This window comes from Georgenia sp. SUBG003 (assembly GCF_000715355.2).
GTDB lineage: Bacteria > Actinomycetota > Actinomycetes > Actinomycetales > Actinomycetaceae > Georgenia.
The window spans coordinates 2444193-2462195 of sequence record NZ_CP180204.1; the positions used below are offsets into that span (position 1 = coordinate 2444193).

General features: G+C 72.2%; 15 protein-coding genes and 7 pseudogenes. 14 read left to right on the plus strand and 8 right to left on the minus strand.

Features of this window, described 5'->3' with window-relative positions:
* Positions 1-135 precede the first annotated feature (135 nt).
* Positions 136-868: pseudogene (locus DA06_RS12305) on the minus strand (ZIP family metal transporter).
* Positions 869-1151: 283 nt separating this feature from the next.
* A complete protein-coding gene (locus DA06_RS12310) occupies positions 1152-1442 on the minus strand; it encodes a hypothetical protein (protein WP_418605162.1) in 291 nt (96 codons plus the stop codon).
* 27 nt (positions 1443-1469) lie between these two features.
* Between DA06_RS12310 and DA06_RS12315 the strand changes: the two genes are divergently transcribed.
* Complete coding sequence (locus tag DA06_RS12315) at positions 1470-1697, plus strand: hypothetical protein (protein ID WP_418605163.1); 228 nt, start codon at positions 1470-1472, stop codon at positions 1695-1697.
* 150 nt (positions 1698-1847) lie between these two features.
* On the opposite strand, the gene DA06_RS12320 is transcribed toward DA06_RS12315, so the two are convergent.
* The 3 genes and pseudogenes from DA06_RS12320 to lpdA all read right to left on the minus strand — a co-directional run bounded on the left by DA06_RS12320 (position 1848) and on the right by lpdA (position 3917).
* The gene (locus DA06_RS12320) at positions 1848-2156 is read right to left on the minus strand and encodes a DUF3140 domain-containing protein (RefSeq protein WP_043500473.1); all 309 of its coding nucleotides are present in this window, start codon (positions 2154-2156) and stop codon (positions 1848-1850) included.
* Positions 2153-2368, minus strand: a complete 216-nt coding sequence (locus tag DA06_RS12325) for a DUF2945 domain-containing protein (protein WP_043500474.1) — start codon at positions 2366-2368, stop codon at positions 2153-2155. The genes DA06_RS12320 and DA06_RS12325 overlap by 4 nt, the downstream gene beginning before the upstream one ends.
* Positions 2369-2515: 147 nt before the next feature.
* Positions 2516-3917, minus strand: a pseudogene (gene lpdA / locus DA06_RS12330) (dihydrolipoyl dehydrogenase).
* 282 nt (positions 3918-4199) lie between these two features.
* On the opposite strand from lpdA, the gene DA06_RS12335 reads away from it, so the two are divergent.
* The 9 genes and pseudogenes from DA06_RS12335 (at position 4200) to dnaE (ending at position 12488) form a co-directional block, all read left to right on the plus strand.
* Complete coding sequence (locus DA06_RS12335; protein ID WP_418605164.1) at positions 4200-4568, plus strand: polyphenol oxidase family protein; 369 nt, start codon at positions 4200-4202, stop codon at positions 4566-4568.
* On the plus strand, positions 4553-4705 hold the full coding sequence (locus tag DA06_RS12340; protein ID WP_418605165.1) for a laccase domain-containing protein: 153 nt from the start codon (positions 4553-4555) through the stop codon (positions 4703-4705). Before DA06_RS12335 ends, DA06_RS12340 begins: the two co-directional genes overlap by 16 nt.
* Before the next feature lie 127 nt (positions 4706-4832).
* Entirely contained in the window at positions 4833-5336 is a 504-nt protein-coding gene (locus DA06_RS12345; protein WP_043500482.1) for a cell division protein SepF, read from the plus strand.
* A 5-nt stretch (positions 5337-5341) separates the two neighbouring features.
* Positions 5342-5638, plus strand: a complete 297-nt coding sequence (locus tag DA06_RS12350) for a YggT family protein (protein WP_043500484.1) — start codon at positions 5342-5344, stop codon at positions 5636-5638.
* Between the two features lie 123 nt (positions 5639-5761).
* Positions 5762-6412: pseudogene (locus tag DA06_RS12355) on the plus strand (DivIVA domain-containing protein); the annotation flags it as partial.
* A gap of 327 nt (positions 6413-6739) precedes the next feature.
* A pseudogene (locus DA06_RS12360) lies at positions 6740-7219 on the plus strand (signal peptidase II); the annotation flags it as partial.
* Positions 7212-8142, plus strand: a pseudogene (locus tag DA06_RS12365) (RluA family pseudouridine synthase). The pseudogenes DA06_RS12360 and DA06_RS12365, both read left to right, overlap by 8 nt.
* Entirely contained in the window at positions 8139-8723 is a 585-nt protein-coding gene (locus DA06_RS12370) for a GNAT family N-acetyltransferase (protein ID WP_043500486.1), read from the plus strand. The pseudogene DA06_RS12365 and the gene DA06_RS12370 overlap by 4 nt, the downstream one beginning before the upstream one ends.
* A gap of 213 nt (positions 8724-8936) precedes the next feature.
* Positions 8937-12488 (plus strand): annotated as a pseudogene (gene dnaE / locus DA06_RS12375) (DNA polymerase III subunit alpha).
* 125 nt (positions 12489-12613) lie between these two features.
* Here dnaE and DA06_RS12380 read toward each other — a convergent pair.
* Positions 12614-12844 carry an RNA-binding S4 domain-containing protein gene (locus DA06_RS12380; RefSeq protein ID WP_043500489.1) on the minus strand — a complete coding sequence of 77 codons (231 nt, stop codon included), beginning with the start codon at positions 12842-12844 and terminating at the stop codon, positions 12614-12616.
* 98 nt (positions 12845-12942) lie between these two features.
* On the opposite strand from DA06_RS12380, the pseudogene hisD reads away from it, so the two are divergent.
* The 4 genes and pseudogenes from hisD (at position 12943) to DA06_RS12400 (ending at position 15913) form a co-directional block, all read left to right on the plus strand.
* Positions 12943-14300 (plus strand): annotated as a pseudogene (gene hisD, locus DA06_RS12385) (histidinol dehydrogenase).
* Between the two features lie 13 nt (positions 14301-14313).
* Positions 14314-14769: a nitroreductase family deazaflavin-dependent oxidoreductase gene (locus DA06_RS12390; RefSeq protein WP_418605166.1), complete on the plus strand. Its 456-nt coding sequence runs from the start codon at positions 14314-14316 to the stop codon at positions 14767-14769.
* Positions 14766-14924 (plus strand): hypothetical protein, encoded by a 159-nt coding sequence (locus DA06_RS12395; protein ID WP_418605168.1) that lies wholly within the window; start codon positions 14766-14768, stop codon positions 14922-14924. Before DA06_RS12390 ends, DA06_RS12395 begins: the two co-directional genes overlap by 4 nt.
* Complete coding sequence (locus DA06_RS12400; protein WP_418605169.1) at positions 14873-15913, plus strand: MFS transporter; 1041 nt, start codon at positions 14873-14875, stop codon at positions 15911-15913. Before DA06_RS12395 ends, DA06_RS12400 begins: the two co-directional genes overlap by 52 nt.
* A 17-nt stretch (positions 15914-15930) precedes the next feature.
* Here DA06_RS12400 and DA06_RS12405 read toward each other — a convergent pair whose 3' ends face one another.
* Positions 15931-16257 carry a phosphoribosyltransferase gene (locus tag DA06_RS12405; RefSeq protein WP_418605170.1) on the minus strand — a complete coding sequence of 109 codons (327 nt, stop codon included), beginning with the start codon at positions 16255-16257 and terminating at the stop codon, positions 15931-15933.
* 500 nt (positions 16258-16757) lie between these two features.
* Entirely contained in the window at positions 16758-17831 is a 1074-nt protein-coding gene (locus DA06_RS12410) for an LLM class flavin-dependent oxidoreductase (protein WP_052436693.1), read from the minus strand.
* Between the last annotated feature and the right edge of the window lie 172 nt (positions 17832-18003).

Below are 18003 nucleotides of genomic sequence, written 5' to 3' on the forward strand. Positions count from 1 at the left end.
GCTGCGCGGCCACACCGCGCCGTTCGCGCACCGCGCCACATGCCGTGCGCGCCGAACGCGTGAGGCACATCTCGGGTCAGGTGCGCCGGACACCCGGAAAGCGTCTCGCTCGGCGCGGGGCAGGGCCCGTTTGCGTCAGGCACCGGTCCGGCTGACGGCGAAGGCGGTGAGGAACCCGGCGGCGGCGATCACACCCGTCAGCGCGTGGGTTCTCTCGAACGCCTCGGGGATCATCGTGTCGGCCACCATCGTCAGGATCGCCCCGGCGGCCACCGCGGTGATCGACGCCGTCACCTCAGGCGGTGCAGCACCGAGGAAGGCGTACCCCGCCGCAGCGGCCACCGCGCTGACCGTTGCGATCGACCCCCACACGCCGAACACATAGCCAGCACTTCGGCCCGCCCGCTTCATGCCCGCCGCGCTCGAGAGCCCCTCTGGCACGTTGGAGATGAACACCGCCGCCACCACGGCCGAGCTCACGCCACCGCCCCCCGAGCAGACTCGCGCCGAGGACCACAGACTCCGGCACGCCGTCGAGGAGCGCACCGAGCGCGATGGCGAGGCCGCTGCCGCCCTGCTCCTCCTCCGACGGCTGCTGGTCCTGAGAACGCTTGCGGTGCTTCGCGCCGCGACGCGCGAGGAGCGCGTTGGCCGCCATGTAGGCCACCGCGCCGGCGCTGAATCCGCCCGCCGCCGGGAGCAGACCACCCGTCCGCTCCGCCTCGTCCATGAGGTCGAAGGCCAGCGCGGAGATGAGCACACCGGCACCGAACGCCATCACGCTCGCGACGACCGCAGCCCGGACACGCACGAACCAGGCGACGGCGGCACCAAGGACGAGCGCCATTCCGCCGACAGCTCCCCACATGCCCGCCTCGGCGGCGCCGCTCACGACCCGTTCTCCGGCGACGGCATGGCTAGACGGTCTCAGGAAAGCCAGCGAGCGGCACGCGGCCGGCGTCGCGGTCACGGTCGTGCCGCGGCGCCGGCGAGCTCGACGTAAGCAGACCCCGCGACCGTGCCGACAGGAAGTGACCCAGGTCACGTTCCGGCCGTGCGGTGCCAGGACGTTGGCCCCACGATCTGGACATATGGGGCCGCGATGCTTGTACCAACAAAGAGGTTCACAAACCCCCGCATAACGGAGAGCATCATGGCCACCACCGCCAGCGTCCCGTCCACCACCACCCCCCGTCTACCAGGACCAGATCGTCACCTCCGGCGCCGCCCGCAAGGCGCTCGCCGCCGGCCGCATCGTCATCGGCTGGACCTTCCTGTGGGCGTTCCTCGACAAGCTCCTCGGCCTGGGCTACATGACCCCCCGCCGAGCGTGCCTGGATCAACGGCGGCACCCCCGCCCAGGGATTCATCAACGGCATCGAGAGCCCCTTCGCCGGCTTCTTCCAGCTCTTCGCCAACCCCTTCGGCGACGTGCTGTTCATGGCCGGCCTCCTCGGCATCGGCGTCGCATGATCACCGGCGCCGGCCTGAAGATCGCCGCCGTCACCGGCTCCCTGCTCATGCTCTTCATGTACCTCGCCGAGCTCCCCCTCGCCATCGGCGGCACCAACCCCATCACCGACTCCCACTGGATCGAGGCCGCGGTCCTGATCATCTCCGCCACCACCCTCGCCGGCGACACCTGGGGCCTGGGCAAGTGGTGGGCCGGCAAGGTCGGCAACAGCTGGCTCCGCTGACCACCAACCACCCGCCGCACCCCCGACACGGCAGACCCCCCAACACCGAACCCCCCGGCCCGAAAGGCCGGGGGTTCGGTGCATCTCACGCACGGCCCACCGCCGCTGCGCGGTGCGCATCCCGCCGGCGCGCCAGCGTCGTCCGCCGGGTCAGTCCTTGAGTGGGTCGTGTCCCCAGTTCATCAGGGAGTAGCGCCACCTCGTGCGCTCCACGTCCCCGTCCGGGCGCTGGGCGAGGTGCCGGTGGACGTACCCGACGACCTTGCGCATGTGCGCCTCGTCGTCCTCGTTCAGATCGCCCTTCTTCTTCCGCAGCAGCGCCACGATCCGCCGGCCGGACTCGTGCCCGACCGACTCACCACCGTCGGACTGGCCCACTGACTTCGACTCGTCGGTGCCCAACCATCGCTCCAGCTCGGTCGCCGTCATGTTCACGGCCTCGTCGAACTCGCCGCTCACGAGTCGTCCTCCAGCGCGGACGGCTTGTGCACCGCGTCCTTGCCGCTCCTGTCGCTGCGTACGCGGTACTGCGGGTCGTCCTTCGAGGCCCGGACCGTCCGGCCCGCCGCCTCGGTGTCCTCGGTGATCTCCTCGACGACCTCACCGTGCACCGTCTGGCCGTGGCTCGACCAGGTGACCTCGTCACCCTTCTGGAACTTCTCCTCACCCATGAACTCAGTCTGTGCCGTCCGGCCGCCCCTCGCAGGGCGGTCGGATGCGGGTGCTCGTGGCAGCACCCCGGTGGCGGGGCCACGCAAGCGCCCGTTCCTACTTACGCGGCCCGCGCACGCGCCCCGTTGTGCCGGCAGAGCGACCGGCTAGAGGTTGATCATGTGCCCCGTGAGGCCGTGGAACGCCTCCTGCAGGGACTCCCCCAGCGTCGGGTGCACGTGAACGTTGCGGGCCAGCTCCGCCGCGGTCAGGTCCCACTTCTGCGCCAGGGTCAGCTCGGGCAGCAGCTCGGCGACGTCAGCGCCCACAAGGTGACCGCCGAGCAGCTCGCCGTGGGTGCCGTCGGCGACGAGCTTGATGAACCCGGTGGCGTCGCCGAGGCCCTGCGCCTTGCCGTTGGCGGTGAAGGGGAACTTCGCCACCTTCACGTCGTAGCCCTCCTCGCGGGCCTGCGCCTCGGTGAGCCCGAAGCTGGCCACCTGCGGCTGGCAGAAGGTGGCCCGCGGCATCATCCGGTAGTCGCCCAGCGGCATGGTCTCCGCGCCGGCGATCGTCTCGGCGGCGACGACGCCCTGCGCCTCCGCCACGTGTGCGAGCTGCAGCTTCGCGGTGACGTCCCCGATCGCGTAGATGTGCGGCACGTTCGTGCGCAGGTGGTCGTCGACGGCGATCGCGCCGCGCCCCGTCAGCTCCACCCCCGTGGTCTCGAGACCGAAGCCGTCCACGCGCGGGGCGAACCCGATGGACATGAGCACCCGGTCCGCCACCAGCTCGCCCGCCGCCCCCTTGGCGTCCGTGTACGTCACGGTGACCTTCCCGCCGTCGTCCACGACGGTCTCGACCCTGGTGGAGGTGAGGATGGTGACGCCGAGCTTGCGGTACTGGCGACCGACCTCCTTGGAGACCTCCGCGTCCTCCATCGGCAGCGGACGGTCCAGATACTCCACGATCGTGACGTCGACGCCGTAGTTGGCCAGCACGTAGCCGAACTCCATGCCGATCGCCCCGGCACCGACGATGACGATCGACCGGGGCAGCTCCCGGCTGAGGATCTGCTTCTCGTACGTCACGACGTTCTCGCTCAGCTCCACGCCGGGCAGCAGCCGCACGGTGGAGCCGGTGGCGATGATCGCGTGGTCGAACGTCAGCGTCTCCGTCCCGCCGCCGGTGAGCCGCACCTCCATCGCGTGCGCGTCGGTGAACGTGCCGTGCCCGTCGTACTCCGGGATGCCGTTCTTCTTCATCAGGTAGTGCACCCCGCGCACCCGCCCGCCGGCGACCTCTCGGCTGCGGTCGAAAGCCACCCCGTAGTCGAAGCGGACCTCGCCGGACATGCCGAACATGTCCGCCTGGTGGGTGAACAGGTGCGCGAGCTCGGCGTTGCGCAGGAGCGCCTTGGAGGGGATGCACCCCACGGACAGGCACACGCCGCCCCCAGTACTTCTCCTCGACGACGGCGACCTTCAGTCCCAGCTGCGCGGCGCGGATGGCGGCGACATACCCGCCGGGACCGGCGCCGAGCACGATCACGTCGAAGTGTGCGGTCACGATCCGTGACACTAGGGGCAGGAGTGCCCCGGAGCCACGCTTTTCGGGTCGGTACTTCGGTCGTCCCGGTCGTCTCCGTGACAGCACCCGAGACTCTCCACCGCAGTGGTTCGGGCGGCTACCACGCCGCACGGGAGAGCGCCGGGTCTCCCGCGCGGCAGGGCCCGACCGCTCGTAGCCTGCAGGTGTGGGCCACGTCTTCGTCGTGCAGGGGCTGCTCGAGCACCTGGACTGCGACGTGCAGGTGGTGCCCTCCGACGAGGGCTTCCGCATCGAGCCCACGTGGCACGCCGCGCTGGGCCCCGGAGGCGGCACCGCCCCGTCCGGCACACCCGGCCTGCGCGCCCCGGCCGACTGGGCCGAACGCCGGTCCTGCTCGCCGACGAGGCGGGCTCCGTCGTCGCCGCGGCGCACGTGGGCCGGCAGGGCCTGGTGCGTGGCGTGCTCCCCGCAACGGTCTCCGCCATGGCCGACCTCGGTGCGGCGCCGGCGAACCTGCGTGCCGCCGTCGGGCCGAGCGTGTGCGGCCGCTGCTACGAGGTTCCCCGGGAGCTGCAGGAGGAGGTGGCGGCCGTCGTTCCCGGCACCGCCACCACCACCTCGTGGGGCACGCCGCGCTCGACCTCCGCGCCGGGGTGCGTCACCAGCTGACCGCGCTCGGGGTGGGCGGCATCGACAGCCTCGACGGGTGCACCATGGAGGACGAACGGCTGTACTCCCACCGTCGGGCGGGCCGCGAGGACGCCGGGAGCACGGGGCGGTTCGCGGGCGTGGTGCGGGCGCTCTGACGGCCCGGCCGGCCGCGCACGACACGCCGCCGGACGTGCTGCCACGCACCTGCGCACTGGTCTAGCGTCGGGGGGAGCAGCAGGTCGCCGCAGGCGCGGCCGGTGACCGACACCACGAGGAGCGACGATGGCCGGAACGATGCGCAAGATGATGGAGTACCTGTCCCTGGCGGAGCCGGAGGACGAGCTCTACGACGAGGCGCCCGAGCCGGAGGCCTACGACGACGAGACGCCCGAGCCGGATCGTGACCGTGAGCGGGAGCGGGACCGCTCCGAGCACCGCGCGGAGGTCACGCCGATCTCCCGCGCCGCCGCCCTGCACATCGAGGAGCCCGTGGTGACCGAGGACCTGCGCAGGATCGTGACGGTCCACCCCGCCAGCTACAACGAGGCTCGGGTCATCGGCGAGGCGTTCCGCGAGGGCACGCCGGTGATCATGAACCTCACGGGTATGAGCGAGGCCGACGCCAAGCGCATGGTCGACTTCTCCGCCGGCCTCGTCTTCGGCCTGCACGGCGCCATCGAGCGGGTCACCAACCGCGTCTTCCTCCTCTCGCCCGCCACCGTGGAGGTCGACAGCGACAAGTCCGACAGCGACCGGGTGCCCGGGCGCTTCTTCTCCCAAGGCTGAGCCCTTTGTCCTTCTTCTTCGACCTGCTGGGCCTGCTGCTGCTGCTCTACATGCTGGTCCTGATCGTCAGGCTCGTCCTCGACTGGATCCAGGTGTTCGCCCGGTCGTGGCGCCCCACCGGCGTCGTCCTCGTGCTCGCGAACCTGGTGTACAGCCTGACCGACCCGCCGCTGCGGTTCCTGCGCCGGTTCATCCCGCCGCTGCGCCTGGGCCAGGTCCAGCTCGACCTCGGATTCCTGGTGCTCTTCATCGGCGTCCAGATCCTCCGCGTGCTCGTGGCGGGGGTCGGCCGCAATTTCTAGTGACACCAGATCCCCCGCTAGTGTCCTGGCAGGCCCTGCCCCGCGGCGGTCCGCTACGGTTGCTCGAGTGAGCAGCGGGACCGAACGCTCATGACCGAACAAGACGACACCGAGGTGACGACCATGGCGCTGCTCACGGCAGACGACGTCCTCAACAAGAAGTTCCAGCCGACCAAGTTCCGTGAGGGTTACGACCAGGACGAGGTCGACGACTTCCTTGACGAGGTCGTCAACACGCTGCGCGTGGTGACGGGCGAGAACGAGGAGCTCAAGGCCAAGCTCGCCGCCGCCGAGCGTCGCGTCGCCGAGCTCACCCGCGAGGGCGGCAACGGCGCACGGAGCGCCGAGGAGACCGACCGGCGTGACGAAGAGGTCGTCGAGGCGCCCGCGAGGCCGGTCCCGGCCGCCGCACCCGTGCAGGCCGCACCCGTGCAGGCCGCACCCGTCCAGGCCGCTCCCGTGCAGACCCAGGCCCCGGCCGGCGGCGGGAACGAGCCCGAGTCCGCCACCGGCATGCTGGCCCTGGCGCAGCGCCTGCACGACGAGTACGTCAACAACGGCCGCGAGGAGGGTGAGCGGATCGTCTCCGAGGCGCAGGCCGAGGGCGCGCGCATCATCAAGGAGGCCGAGGACCAGCACAACCGCACCCTCACCCAGCTCGAGCAGGAGCGTTCGCTCCTGGAGCGCAAGATCGACGAGCTGCGCACCTTCGAGCGCGACTACCGCACCCGCCTGAAGAGCTACCTCGAGTCGCTCCTGAGCAACGTCGAGTCCGGGGCCCCCCAAGGCCGAGGGCATCTGACCCGCAGCCACGACGGCGGACGGCGGCGACCCCTCGGGGCGCCGCCGTCCGTGTCGTGGGGTCGACGTGGGAGGATGACCCCGATGGAAAGCCAGCCCGAGACGCCGACCGGCCGCGCCCACCAGCGCCGCGCCGACGTGCCGGCCCTGACCGACGAGGGTGACGACCGCGGCGAGCTGCCCGTGGACGCCCCCGTTCCCGCGGACGGAGCGGCGCCCGCCGCCGTGGCGGGACCGGCCGTGCCGGCCCGGCGCCGCCGTCGGCTCCTCGTCCTCCTTCTCGCCCTCGCGGCGGGCATCTTCGTCGTGGACCAGGTGACGAAGTACCTCGCCGAGGGGAACCTGGTGCGCGGCGAGCTGATGCCCCTCCTCGGTGACCTCCTCGGCCTGCAGCTCGTCTACAACCCCGGTGCCGCGTTCTCCTTCGCCACCGGCATGACGTGGGTCTTCACGATCGTGATGGTGGTCGTGGCCGTCGCCGTCCTGCGCGTGGCCCGCCGCCTCGGCTCCACGGCCTGGGCGGTCGCGCTCGGCATGCTGCTCGGCGGCTGCCTCGGCAACCTCTACGACCGGCTCTTCCGTGACCCCGGCTTCGCCGTCGGGCACGTCGTCGACTTCATCAGCTACAACGGGTGGTTCGTCGGCAACGTCGCGGACATCGCCATCGTCGCTGCCGCGGTCCTCGTCGCGTACCTCGCCCTGCGCGGGCGAGAGGTGGACGGCACCCTCGCCGACGACGCACCCGGGAACCGTCGCGAGGCCGGGACGGTCGATGGCTGAGGTCCGCTCCATGCCCGTGCCGGACGGCCTCGTGGGGGAGCGGGTCGACGCCGCGCTCGCGCGGCTCCTCGGCCTCTCGCGCACCCGCGCCGCCGAGCTCGCCGCGGCCGGGGGGCGTCGTGCTCGACGGCCGCCCCCTCGGCAAGTCGGACCGGCTGGTCGCGGGCGGCTGGCTGGAGGTCACCCTGCCCGACGCCGGACCCCCGCCCGCGCCGGTCGCCGTCGCGGGGATGCGGCTGGCGTACGAGGACGACGACGTCGTCGTCGTCGACAAACCCGTCGGGGTCGCCGCCCCACCCGTCCCCCCGGCTGGGACGGGCCGACCGTCGTCGGCGCCCTCGCCGCGGCCGGGCACCGCATCTCGACCTCCGGCGCCGCCGAGCGCCAGGGCATCGTCCACCGTCTCGACGTCGGCACGTCGGGGCTCATGGTGGTCGCCAAGTCCGAGCTCGCCTACACCGCCCTCAAGCGCGCCTTCAAGGAGCGGACCGTCGAGAAGGTCTACCACGCCCTGGTCCAGGGACACCCCGACCCCACGACGGGCACCGTCGAGGCCCCGATCGGGCGGCACCCGACCGCGCCCTACAAGATGGCCGTCGTCGCCGGGGGGGAAGGAGTCGGTGACCCACTACGGGACCGTCGAGGCGATGCCGGGCGCGTCGCTCCTCGAGATCCATCTCGAGACCGGCCGCACGCACCAGATCCGGGTCCACATGTCGGCCGTGCGCCACCCGTGCGTCGGCGACGTCACGTACGGCGCCGACCCGCGCCTGGCCGAGCGCCTCGGCCTGACCCGGCAGTGGCTCCACGCGGTCCGTCTGGCCTTCGAGCATCCGGCCACCGGGCAGTGGACCCAGGTGAGCAGCGACTACCCCGACGATCTTGCCCGTGCGCTCGACGCCATGCGGGACGGAGTGCGATGACCGAGGTCCTGCACGGCGGCGACGGCGTGAGCGTCGTGCGCGTGACGGGTCACGGCGAGCTCGAGCTCGCCTGGGCCGTGCGCACCGAGGTGTTCGTCCACGAGCAGCACGTGCCGGTCGAGGAGGAGATCGACGAGCTGGACACCGCGCCCAGCACCACCCACGTGCTCGCCCTCGACGAGACGACGGGCGAGGCGCTCGGCACCGGCCGGCTGCTCTCCGACCCCGCCCACGCCGGAGAGGTGCACCTCGGGCGCCTCGCCGTGCGGGCCGTCGCGCGCGGCCGCGGTATCGGGGCGCGCCTCGTGATCGCCATCGAGGGCCTCGCGCTCGCCGAGCACGCGACGGCGGGGCCGGGCAGCGTGCCGGTGGACGGCGGCGCGGCGGGCGGCGGCGCCGAGGACGACGGCTCGCAGGACGGTGCGGGGAGCGGCTCTGCGCTGCAGGTCCGCGTCGTGCTCTCCGCCCAGGAGTCCGCGATCGGCTTCTACCGGCGGCTGGGGTACGAGATCGTCTCCGGCGAGCGCTACCTCGACGCCGGCATCTGGCACCAGGACATGGCGCACACCGTCGTGTCCTGAGCCCCGGTGGGCGCGGCACCTCCGCGGGACGTCACGGGCTCCCGCGCGTGTCGCGGCCGGTGATCCCCGACACCCGCGAGAGCGCCGGATCCCGGGCCGCCGCGCGCCGGTGCGCAACCCGCCGCCGACGACACGCCGGTCGGCCGCGGCACACCCGGCCGCGGGCGACGCGCCTGGCCGGAACCGTCGGTGGCCCCACCTAAACTGGACCGCATGGCTGCTGGCGGATCCGATGACTTCGTCCATCTCCACGTCCACACCGAGTACTCGATGCTGGACGGGGCCGCCAAGCTCAACCCCCTCTTCGACGAGGTGACCAGGCTGGGCCAGAAGGCCATCGCCATGACCGACCACGGCTACATGTTCGGTGCGTTCGACTTCTGGAACACCGCACGCGGCGCCGGGGTCAAGCCGATCATCGGCGTGGAGGCGTACCTGACCCCGGGCACCGCGCGCGCGGACAAGACCCGCGTGCGCTGGGGCGACGAGTCCCAGGCCGACGACGACGTCTCGGCGCGCGGCTCCTACACCCACATGACGATGCTGGCCCGGACCACCGAGGGCATGCACAACCTCTTCCGGATGGCCTCCCTCGCCTCGCTGGACGGGCAGATGGGCAAGGCCCCGCGCATGGACCGGGAGCTGCTGACCACCTACGGCAAGGGGCTCATCGCCACCACCGGCTGCCCCTCGGGCGAGGTGCAGACGCGCATCCGGCTCGGCCAGTACGAGGAGGCCCGCCGCGCCGCCGGGGAGTTCCAGGACATCTTCGGCAGGGAGAACTTCTACGTCGAGCTCATGGAGCACGGGCTCGACATCGAGTCCCGCGTCATCCCGGACCTGCTGCGCCTGTCCAAGGACATCGGCGCCCCGCTGCTGGCCACGAACGACTCCCACTACGTCAAGGCCGAGGACCACACGACGCACGACGCGCTGCTGTGCATCAACTCCGGCTCGACCCTTGCCGACCCCAACCGGTTCAAGTTCACCGGTGACACCTACTACGTGCGGTCCGCCGCGGAGATGCGCGAGGTGTGGCGCGACCACCCCGACGCCTGCGACAACACGCTGCTCGTGGCCGAGCAGTGCGACGTGCAGTTCCACACCGCCGCGCAGGGCGCCAACTACATGCCCCGCTTCGACGTCCCGGCGGGCGAGGACGAGCACTCCTGGTTCGTCAAGGAGGTCGAGAAGGGGCTGCACTACCGCTTCCAGAACGGCATCCCCGACGACGTGCGGAGGCAGGCCGAGTACGAGGTCGGCGTCATCACCCAGATGGGCTTCCCCGGCTACTTCCTCGTCGTCGCCGACTTCATCAACTGGGCCAAGTCCCGCGGCATCCGGGTGGGGCCGGGCCGTGGCTCCGGCGCCGGCTCGATGGTCGCGTACGCCATGCGGATCACCGACCTCAACCCGCTCGACCACGGACTGATCTTCGAGCGGTTCCTCAACCCGGACCGTGTGTCGATGCCCGACTTCGACGTCGACTTCGACGAGCGCCGGCGTGGCGAGGTCATCGACTACGTGACCAGGAAGTACGGCGACGACCGTGTCGCGCAGGTGGTCACCTACGGGACCATCAAGGCCAAGCAGGCGCTGAAGGACTCCTCCCGCGTGCTCGGCTACCCCTTCGCGATGGGGGAGAAGCTGACCAAGGCGATGCCGCCGTCGGTCATGGGCAAGGACATCACGCTCTCGGGGATCTTCGACCCCAAGGACAAGCGCTACGCCGAGGCGGAGGAGTTCCGCCAGGTCCACTCCACGGACCCCGAGGCGCAGAAGATCGTCGCGTACGCGCAGGGCCTGGAGGGCATCAAGCGCCAGTGGGGCGTGCACGCCTGCGCCGTCATCATGTCCTCCGCCCCCCCTGATCGACATCATCCCCGATCATGCGCCGGCCCCAGGACGGCGCCATCATCACGCAGTTCGACTACCCGACGTGCGAGGGCCTCGGCCTGCTGAAGATGGACTTCCTGGGCCTCCGGAACCTGACGGTGATCGACGACGCGCTGAAGAACCTCGAGGTCAACGGCAAGGAGCCGGTGGACCTGGAGACCCTCGGTCTCGACGACCCCAGGACGTACGAGCTGCTCGGGCGGGGCGACACCCTGGGGGTGTTCCAGCTCGACGGCGGCGGCATGCGGACGCTCCTGCGGCTCATGCGCCCCGACAACTTCGAGGACATCTCCGCCGTCGGCGCGCTCTACCGCCCCGGCCCGATGGGCGCGAACTCGCACACGAACTACGCGCTGCGCAAGAACGGCCTGCAGAAGATCGAGCCGATCCACCCCGAGCTCGAGGAGCCGCTGGCGGACATCCTCGGCACCACGTACGGCCTGATCGTCTACCAGGAGCAGGTCATGGCGATCGCGCAGAAGGTCGCCGGGTTCACGCTCGGCCAGGCCGACCTGCTGCGGCGCGCGATGGGCAAGAAGAAGAAGGCGGAGCTGGACAAGCAGTTCGCCGGCTTCGAGGCGGGCATGCTCGAGCGCGGCTACTCCAAGCAGGCCGTCAAGACGCTGTGGGACATCCTGCTGCCGTTCTCCGACTACGCCTTCAACAAGGCGCACTCGGCCGCGTACGGGGTGGTGTCCTTCTGGACGGCCTACCTCAAGGCGAACTACCCCCGTCGAGTACATGGCCGCCCTGCTGACCTCGACGCAGGACAACAAGGACCGCCTGGGCCTGTACCTCGGCGAGTGCCGGCACATGGGCATCACCGTGCTCCCGCCGGACGTGAACACCTCCGCCGCCAACTTCACCCCTGTCGGCGAGGACATCCGCTTCGGTCTCGCGGGCATCCGCAACGTCGGCGCGCACGTCGTCCGGGCGATCATCGAGACCCGCGAGCAGAAGGGGGACTACACCTCCTTCACCGACTTCCTCGACAAGGTGCCCGCGGTCGTGTGCAACAAGCGCACCATCGAGTCGCTCATCAAGGCGGGGGCGTTCGACTCGCTCGGGCACACCCGGCGGTCGCTGGTGGCGGCACACGAGGACGCCATCGACGCCGTCGTCGACGTCAAGCGCAACGAGGCGGTGGGCCAGTTCGACCTCTTCGCCGGGCTGGGCGGCGACGACGGCGCGCCCGGCGGGTTCGCGCCGGACATCCCCGACCTTCCGGAGTGGGACAAGAAGGCCAAGCTGACGTTCGAGCGGCAGATGCTCGGGCTGTACGTCTCCGACCACCCGCTCGCCGGCCTCGAGCACGTGCTCCAGCGCGCGGCCGACACCCAGGTGGCCTCCCTGCTCGAGGACGACGCCCGGCCCGACGGCGCAAGCGTCCAGATCGCCGGACTCGTCACGTCCCTGCAGCGGAAGATGACGAAGAACGGCAACCCGTGGGCGATCGCCACGGTCGAGGACCTGGGCGGGTCGATCGAGGTGCTGTTCTTCCCGCAGACGTTCGCGACCGTCTCCACCGCGCTCGCCGAGGACACGATCGTCACCGTCCGCGGCCGGCTGAACCGCCGCGACGACATCCCCACCATCTACGCGCAGGAGATGACCCTGCCGGACGTCTCGAACGCCGAGGACGGGCCGGTGAGCCTCACCCTGCCCGCGAACCGGTGCACAGGTCCGGTGGTCGAGCAGCTTCGCGGCATCCTCACCAACCACCCCGGCCAGGCGGAGGTCCGGCTCCGGCTGACCAGCCCGGGCCGGCACACGGTCATGAGGCTCGCCGACACGCTGCGGGTGCAGCCCACCCCGGCGCTGTTCGGCGATCTCAAGGCCCTGCTCGGACCCAGCTGCCTCGTCCACTGACCTGCACACCCCGCGAGATGTCATCTTCTCCTCGAGATGTCATTCCCTCCAGGGACGACGTCTCGCGAGGACCTGACGTCTCGTGGAGGACTTGACGTCTCGCCTGCGTGGGTGGCGGGTGCGGGTCAGCCGACCCGAGCGGCGGCCCGGCCAGTCGGCAGGTCGACCTCGACCAGCATCCCTGCCGCGAGCTGACGGCCACGCCGGGTCTCGACCTCGCCGTCGACGGTGACCTCGCCCTCGGCGATCAGTTCCCGCGCCTCCGCCCCGGAGTCCACGAGGTTCGCCAGCTTGAGGAACTGGCCCAGCCGGATGGTGCCCTCCGTCGGAACAGTCGGGACGTCGTCTGCGCTCATGCCCCGATCCTGCCAGGGGTGCCGACGTGCCACCGGGCGGGAACCAGGACGCGGGTGTCCTGGCAGCGCCTGGGTGTCGCGCACCTAGACTGGCCACCATGCTCAAGCGCACGGACCTGCGAGGTCAGACCCTCACCGCGGCCGAGCTGGCCGCCACCCTGCCGCGTGCGGCGCTGGACGTCGAGGGAGCGCTGGAGCAGATCCGGCCCGTGCTGAGCGACGTGCGCGAGCGCGGAGCCGCGGCCCTGCGCGACCTCGCCGAGCGGTTCGACGGCGTACGCCCGGAGCACGTGCGTGTCCCGGCCGAGGCGATCGCCGCGGCCCTCGCGGACCTCGACCCCGCGGTGCGCGAGGCCCTCGAGATCTCGATCGCCCACAACCGGGCCGGGCACGCCGCCCAGCTGCCGCGTGAGACCCGCACCGAGATCACCGGCGGCGGGTTCGTGCACCAGCGGTGGGTGCCGGTGCGCAGGGTCGGCCTCTACGTTCCCGGCGGCCTGGCGGTCTACCCGTCCAGCGTCGTCATGAACGCGGTGGCCGCGCAGGTCGCGGGGGGTGGAGCAGCTCGCCGTCGCGTCGCCGCCGCAGAAGGACTTCGGCGGCCTGCCGCACCCGGTGATCCTCGCCGCCTGCGCACTCCTGGGGGTCGGGGAGGTCTACGCCGTCGGGGGGGGCCCAGGCCGTCGCCATGTTCGCCTACGGGGCGAAGGTTGAGGACGACGTCGACCGTGCCGACCTGGCCGCGGCCGGCGCTCCGGGCGAGCTGGTGTGCGAGCCGGTCGACGTCGTCACCGGGCCGGGAAACATCTACGTGGCGGCGGCGAAGCGTGCGGTCATGGGCACGGTCGGCATCGACGCCGAGGCCGGCACCACGGAGATCGCCGTCCTCGCGGACTCCACCGCCGACCCGGCGCACGTCGCGGTCGACCTGATGTCCCAGGCCGAGCACGACCCCGCCGCCGCGTCCGTGCTCATCACCGACTCCCCGGAGCTCGCGGACGCCGTCGACGCCGAGATCGCCCGCCGGGTCCCGGCCACCAAGCACTCCGGACGCATGCGCACCGCGCTGACCGGGCCACAGTCCGGCACGGTCCTCGTGTCCGACCTCGAGCAGGGCGTCGCCGTCGCCGACGCCTACGGCGCGGAGCACCTGGAGATCCAGACCGCCGACGCCGCCGCCGTCGCCGGACGCATCCGCAACGCCGGGGCGATCTTCGTCGGCCCGTACTCCCCGGTACCGCTGGGGGACTATCTCGCCGGGTCGAACCACGTGCTGCCGACGGGCGGGACCGCCCGGTTCGCCAGCGGCCTCAACGTCACGGCTTTCATCAAGTCGGTCCAGGTGATCGAGTACGGCGAGACGGCCCTGAAGGAGCTCGCCGGCCCGCTGACCGCGCTGGCACGGTCCGAGGACCTCCCCGGGCACGCGGAAGCGGTCAACGCCCGCTTCGAGTAGGGCCAGGAGAACCGTGCGCCGCATACCGCGATGGCTCGCCCGCGCCCCGATCCCCCTCTTCCGGGCGGGGCTCGGAGGTGTCTTCGCGGGTGTGCTGGTGATGGTCGAGCACCGTGGGCGCACGTCCGGGCTGCCCCGCTACGTCGTCCTCGAGGCCGTGGCCGCCGAGCCGGGTGCCGTGGTGGTCCCGTGCGGGCACAGGTCACGGTCGCAGTGGTTCCACAACGTCCAGGCGGACCCGCGTGTGCGGCTCTGGCGGGGGCGTGGCGCCGGCGTCCGGGCTCTCGCGCAGGTGCTGCCCGCCGCGGAGGCGCACGAGCTCCTCGACGGCTACCGGCGGAAGCATCGCGCGCGCGCCCGCCTCGTCGCCCGGGCGATCGGCCTGCCCGGCCTGCGTGCCCGGGATCTGCTGCCGGCCGACATCGACGATCGTGTGGCGCTCGTACGCTTCGCCACCCTGCCACGGTGAACGGCTCCGTCCTGCGGGCGCCGGGCATGCCGCTGCTCCTGGCGATGACCGTCCTGGGCTTCTCGGGCTACGCCGCGCTGCTGCCGGTCGCGCCCTGTGGGTGGTGCGGGGCGGGGCCGACGCCGGCGGCGCCGGCCTCGTCAACGGCGTGCTGATGCTCTTCACCGTGCTGACGCAGCTGGTCGTGCCCGCAGCCCTGCGCCGCCTCGGCTGGGCACCGGTGCTCGTGGCCGGCATGGTCCTGCTCGGGCTGCCCGCCGTCGCGCACGTCCTGACGGACGCGCTCGCGCCCACCCTGGTCCTCTCCGCGGTGCGCGGCCTCGGCTTCGGCGTGCTCACCGTCACCGGCAGCGCCCTGATCGCCGAGCTTGTGGAGCCGGTGCGGCGCGGTCGGGCGATCGGTGCCTACGGGCTGGCCATCGCCGGTCCGCAGGTGCTGCTCCTGGCGGGCGCCCCCTGGCTCGCCGAGGAGCTCGGCTTCTGGGTCGTCTTCGTGCTCTCGGGCCTGCCGCTCCTCGGGGTCGTGCCGGCGGTCCGCCTGGCCCGGATGCTGCACCACGTCCCCGAGGCGCAGGAGCGGGCGCCGTACGCGCGGCTGCTTCGACCGATGCTGCTGCTCCTCGGCGTCACGCTCGCCGGCGGGGCGTTGATCACGTTCATGGCCCAGATGAGCAGCAGCGCCTACCTCACCGTGCTGGCGCTCCTGGTCATGACGGCCACTGCCGCGCTGACGCGTTGGCGGATCGGCACGCTCGCCGACCGCTACGGTCCCCAGCGGTTCATCTGGCCCCTGGTGCTCAACACGGCGGCGGGCATGGCCGTCATCGCCTGGGCCGTCCGCGACCCGCAGGCGACCAGCGCACCGGCGCTCCTCGTCGGGACGGCGCTGGTCGGGGCCAGCTACGGCGCGCTGCAGAACCTGACGCTCGTGGTCACCTTCGCGTCGGTGAGCCGCCCGCACTACGGCTCGGCCAGCGCCGTGTGGAACATCGGCTTCGACGCCGGGACGGGGGCAGGGTCGGTCGTCGTCGGCATCGTGGCGGCCGCGACGTCCTTCAGCGCCGCCATGCTCGCCGCGGGTGCCCTGGCGCTCCTCACCTTGCCCCTGGCTCTGCGGCGCGCACGTGGGGGCCCGGTGGCTTGACCGGGCCCGGCCGGCGCTCAGCGCTGGGCCAGCACGAACGGCAGGACCGACTGCGCCCCGGCCCGGCGGAGCAGCCGGGCGGCCACCGTGAGGGTCCACCCGGAGTCGGTGAGGTCGTCGACGAGCACCACGGACCTGCCCGGCAGGCCCGCCGCCGCGGGCCCGGAGAGGTTCAGGCGCAGGCGTCGCTGCACGCCCGCCAGCCGCTGCGCCGAGTTGACGTCGTGGCGCCCGGGCGGGAGCTGCGGGTCCGGCGCGACGGAGCCGACGACGGGCACGCCGAGGATCGTCGCCACCCCCTGGGCGAGGTGCCGGACGAGCTGCGGGCGCGTCGCCGAGTCCACCACCACGACCCCGTCCAGCCGCCCGCCGGCGGCCGAGATCTCCCGCGCCAGGTGGTCAGCACCTCCTGGACCGGTCGTCGCCCGCCCAGACCCGCGCGATCATCGCCCGCGACCGCACCTGCCGCTACCCCCGACTGCCACGCCCCGCCCGGCGAGGGCGAGATCCACCACTCCATCTGGTGGTACGAGCACCACGGCACGACCGCCGCCCACCTCGGCATCCTGCTGTGCTGGCACCACCACGACTACGTCCACCAACGCAACATCACCATCGAACGCACCGGCGACCAGTGGACCTTCACCCGCCCCGACGGCACCCCCCATCACCACCATCCGCACCGCCTGAGCACGCCACCCGACACGAGAGAGAACGAGCACCTCAACACACCGCCGAGGGCCGCAGACACCATCATCTGCGGCCCTCGCTGTCATGTCGATCGGCCCGGCCGTCAGCGCTCGACAGGTCGGCCGACCGGTCGGCCCACCGCCCAGTGCCCGGCTCAGGCCACCGGCACAGCCGCCAGTCGGCTCGCCGAGCCGGGTGCGCGCGATGCGGCGGCCGGGACGATGGAACCGATCCGTGCTCCGCGGCCGCCGACGGACCGGTCGACCTCACCGGCACGGCGCACGGTCGGACGCGCGGTGACCGCCTGCTCCTCGACGAGGCCACGCGCGCGGAGCTCCGGCACCACGCCCTTCAGGAGGGCCGCGACGTCGGCGGGCACGGAACCCGGGAGAACCACGAAGCCGTCGGCCGCACCCGCGCTCACCCAGGTCTCGATCACGTCGGCGACGTCGCTGACGGTGCCGTAGGCGCTGAGCGCACCAGCCCACGAGGCGTGCTCACCGTCGATGTCGGCGACGAGGCCGGCCCGTTCCTCGGCGCTCGCACGGTCCTGGGAGACGACGGTGTGCAGGTCGACGAGAACTTGGACGGCGCCCTCACGACCGGCGGCACGGGCCGCCGCACGGACCGCGTACCGCAGCTCGCGGGCCCAGGCGTGGTCCGACTCGCGGATGCGCACGACGTCCGCGTGCTCCCCCGCCAGTGCGACGTCCTGCTCGCCCGCGACCGGCAGGACCACGCTGGGACGCGGCGCGCGGGTGCGAGCACCGGCGAGCGACCGGGACACGCCCGGCAGCGATCGCGCGAGCACGTCGCCGCCGCCGGCGAGCTGCAGCCCCGTCCATGTCCCGTTCTCACGGGACACCTGCGCCAGCTCCCCGGCGACGGCAGCGAGGTCCACGCTGCCGACCGGCACGCTGGGGATGAGGCCGGCGGGCCCGGCGTGCGGGCTGATGCGGCGCGCAGCGACCACCGGGTCCAGCCAGTCGTCGCGGCGGACCGCCCGGTCGGAGCGCAGGCGGAACTGCTCGCCGAGGGAGACGAAGTCGACGCCGCTCAGGTGGGCGGCGCGGGTGTAGGACGCCAGCTTGGCGAGGTCGCACTTCTCGACCGGCAGGTCGGCGGAGAGCCCCGTGGCCGACGTCGAGACCCCGAGCCCGGTCAGGTCCAGACCGATGGTGGCGCGAGGTGCGTTGGAGGTACGGGTGGGCAGCAGGGAAACAGTCATGGTGCACGTCCAGGGTGTCGTCGCGCGGTCGCGCGCAGGCAGGAAGGAGGCTGACCGAGCTGGTCCACGCCGCAGGCGTCTCACTCGCCCGGAGGTGGGCTCAGGTCAGGGGTGATGCGTCAGCGCGCGGACCGGCGCCGGGGCATCGCGGGGAACGTCGTTCAGGCGGACA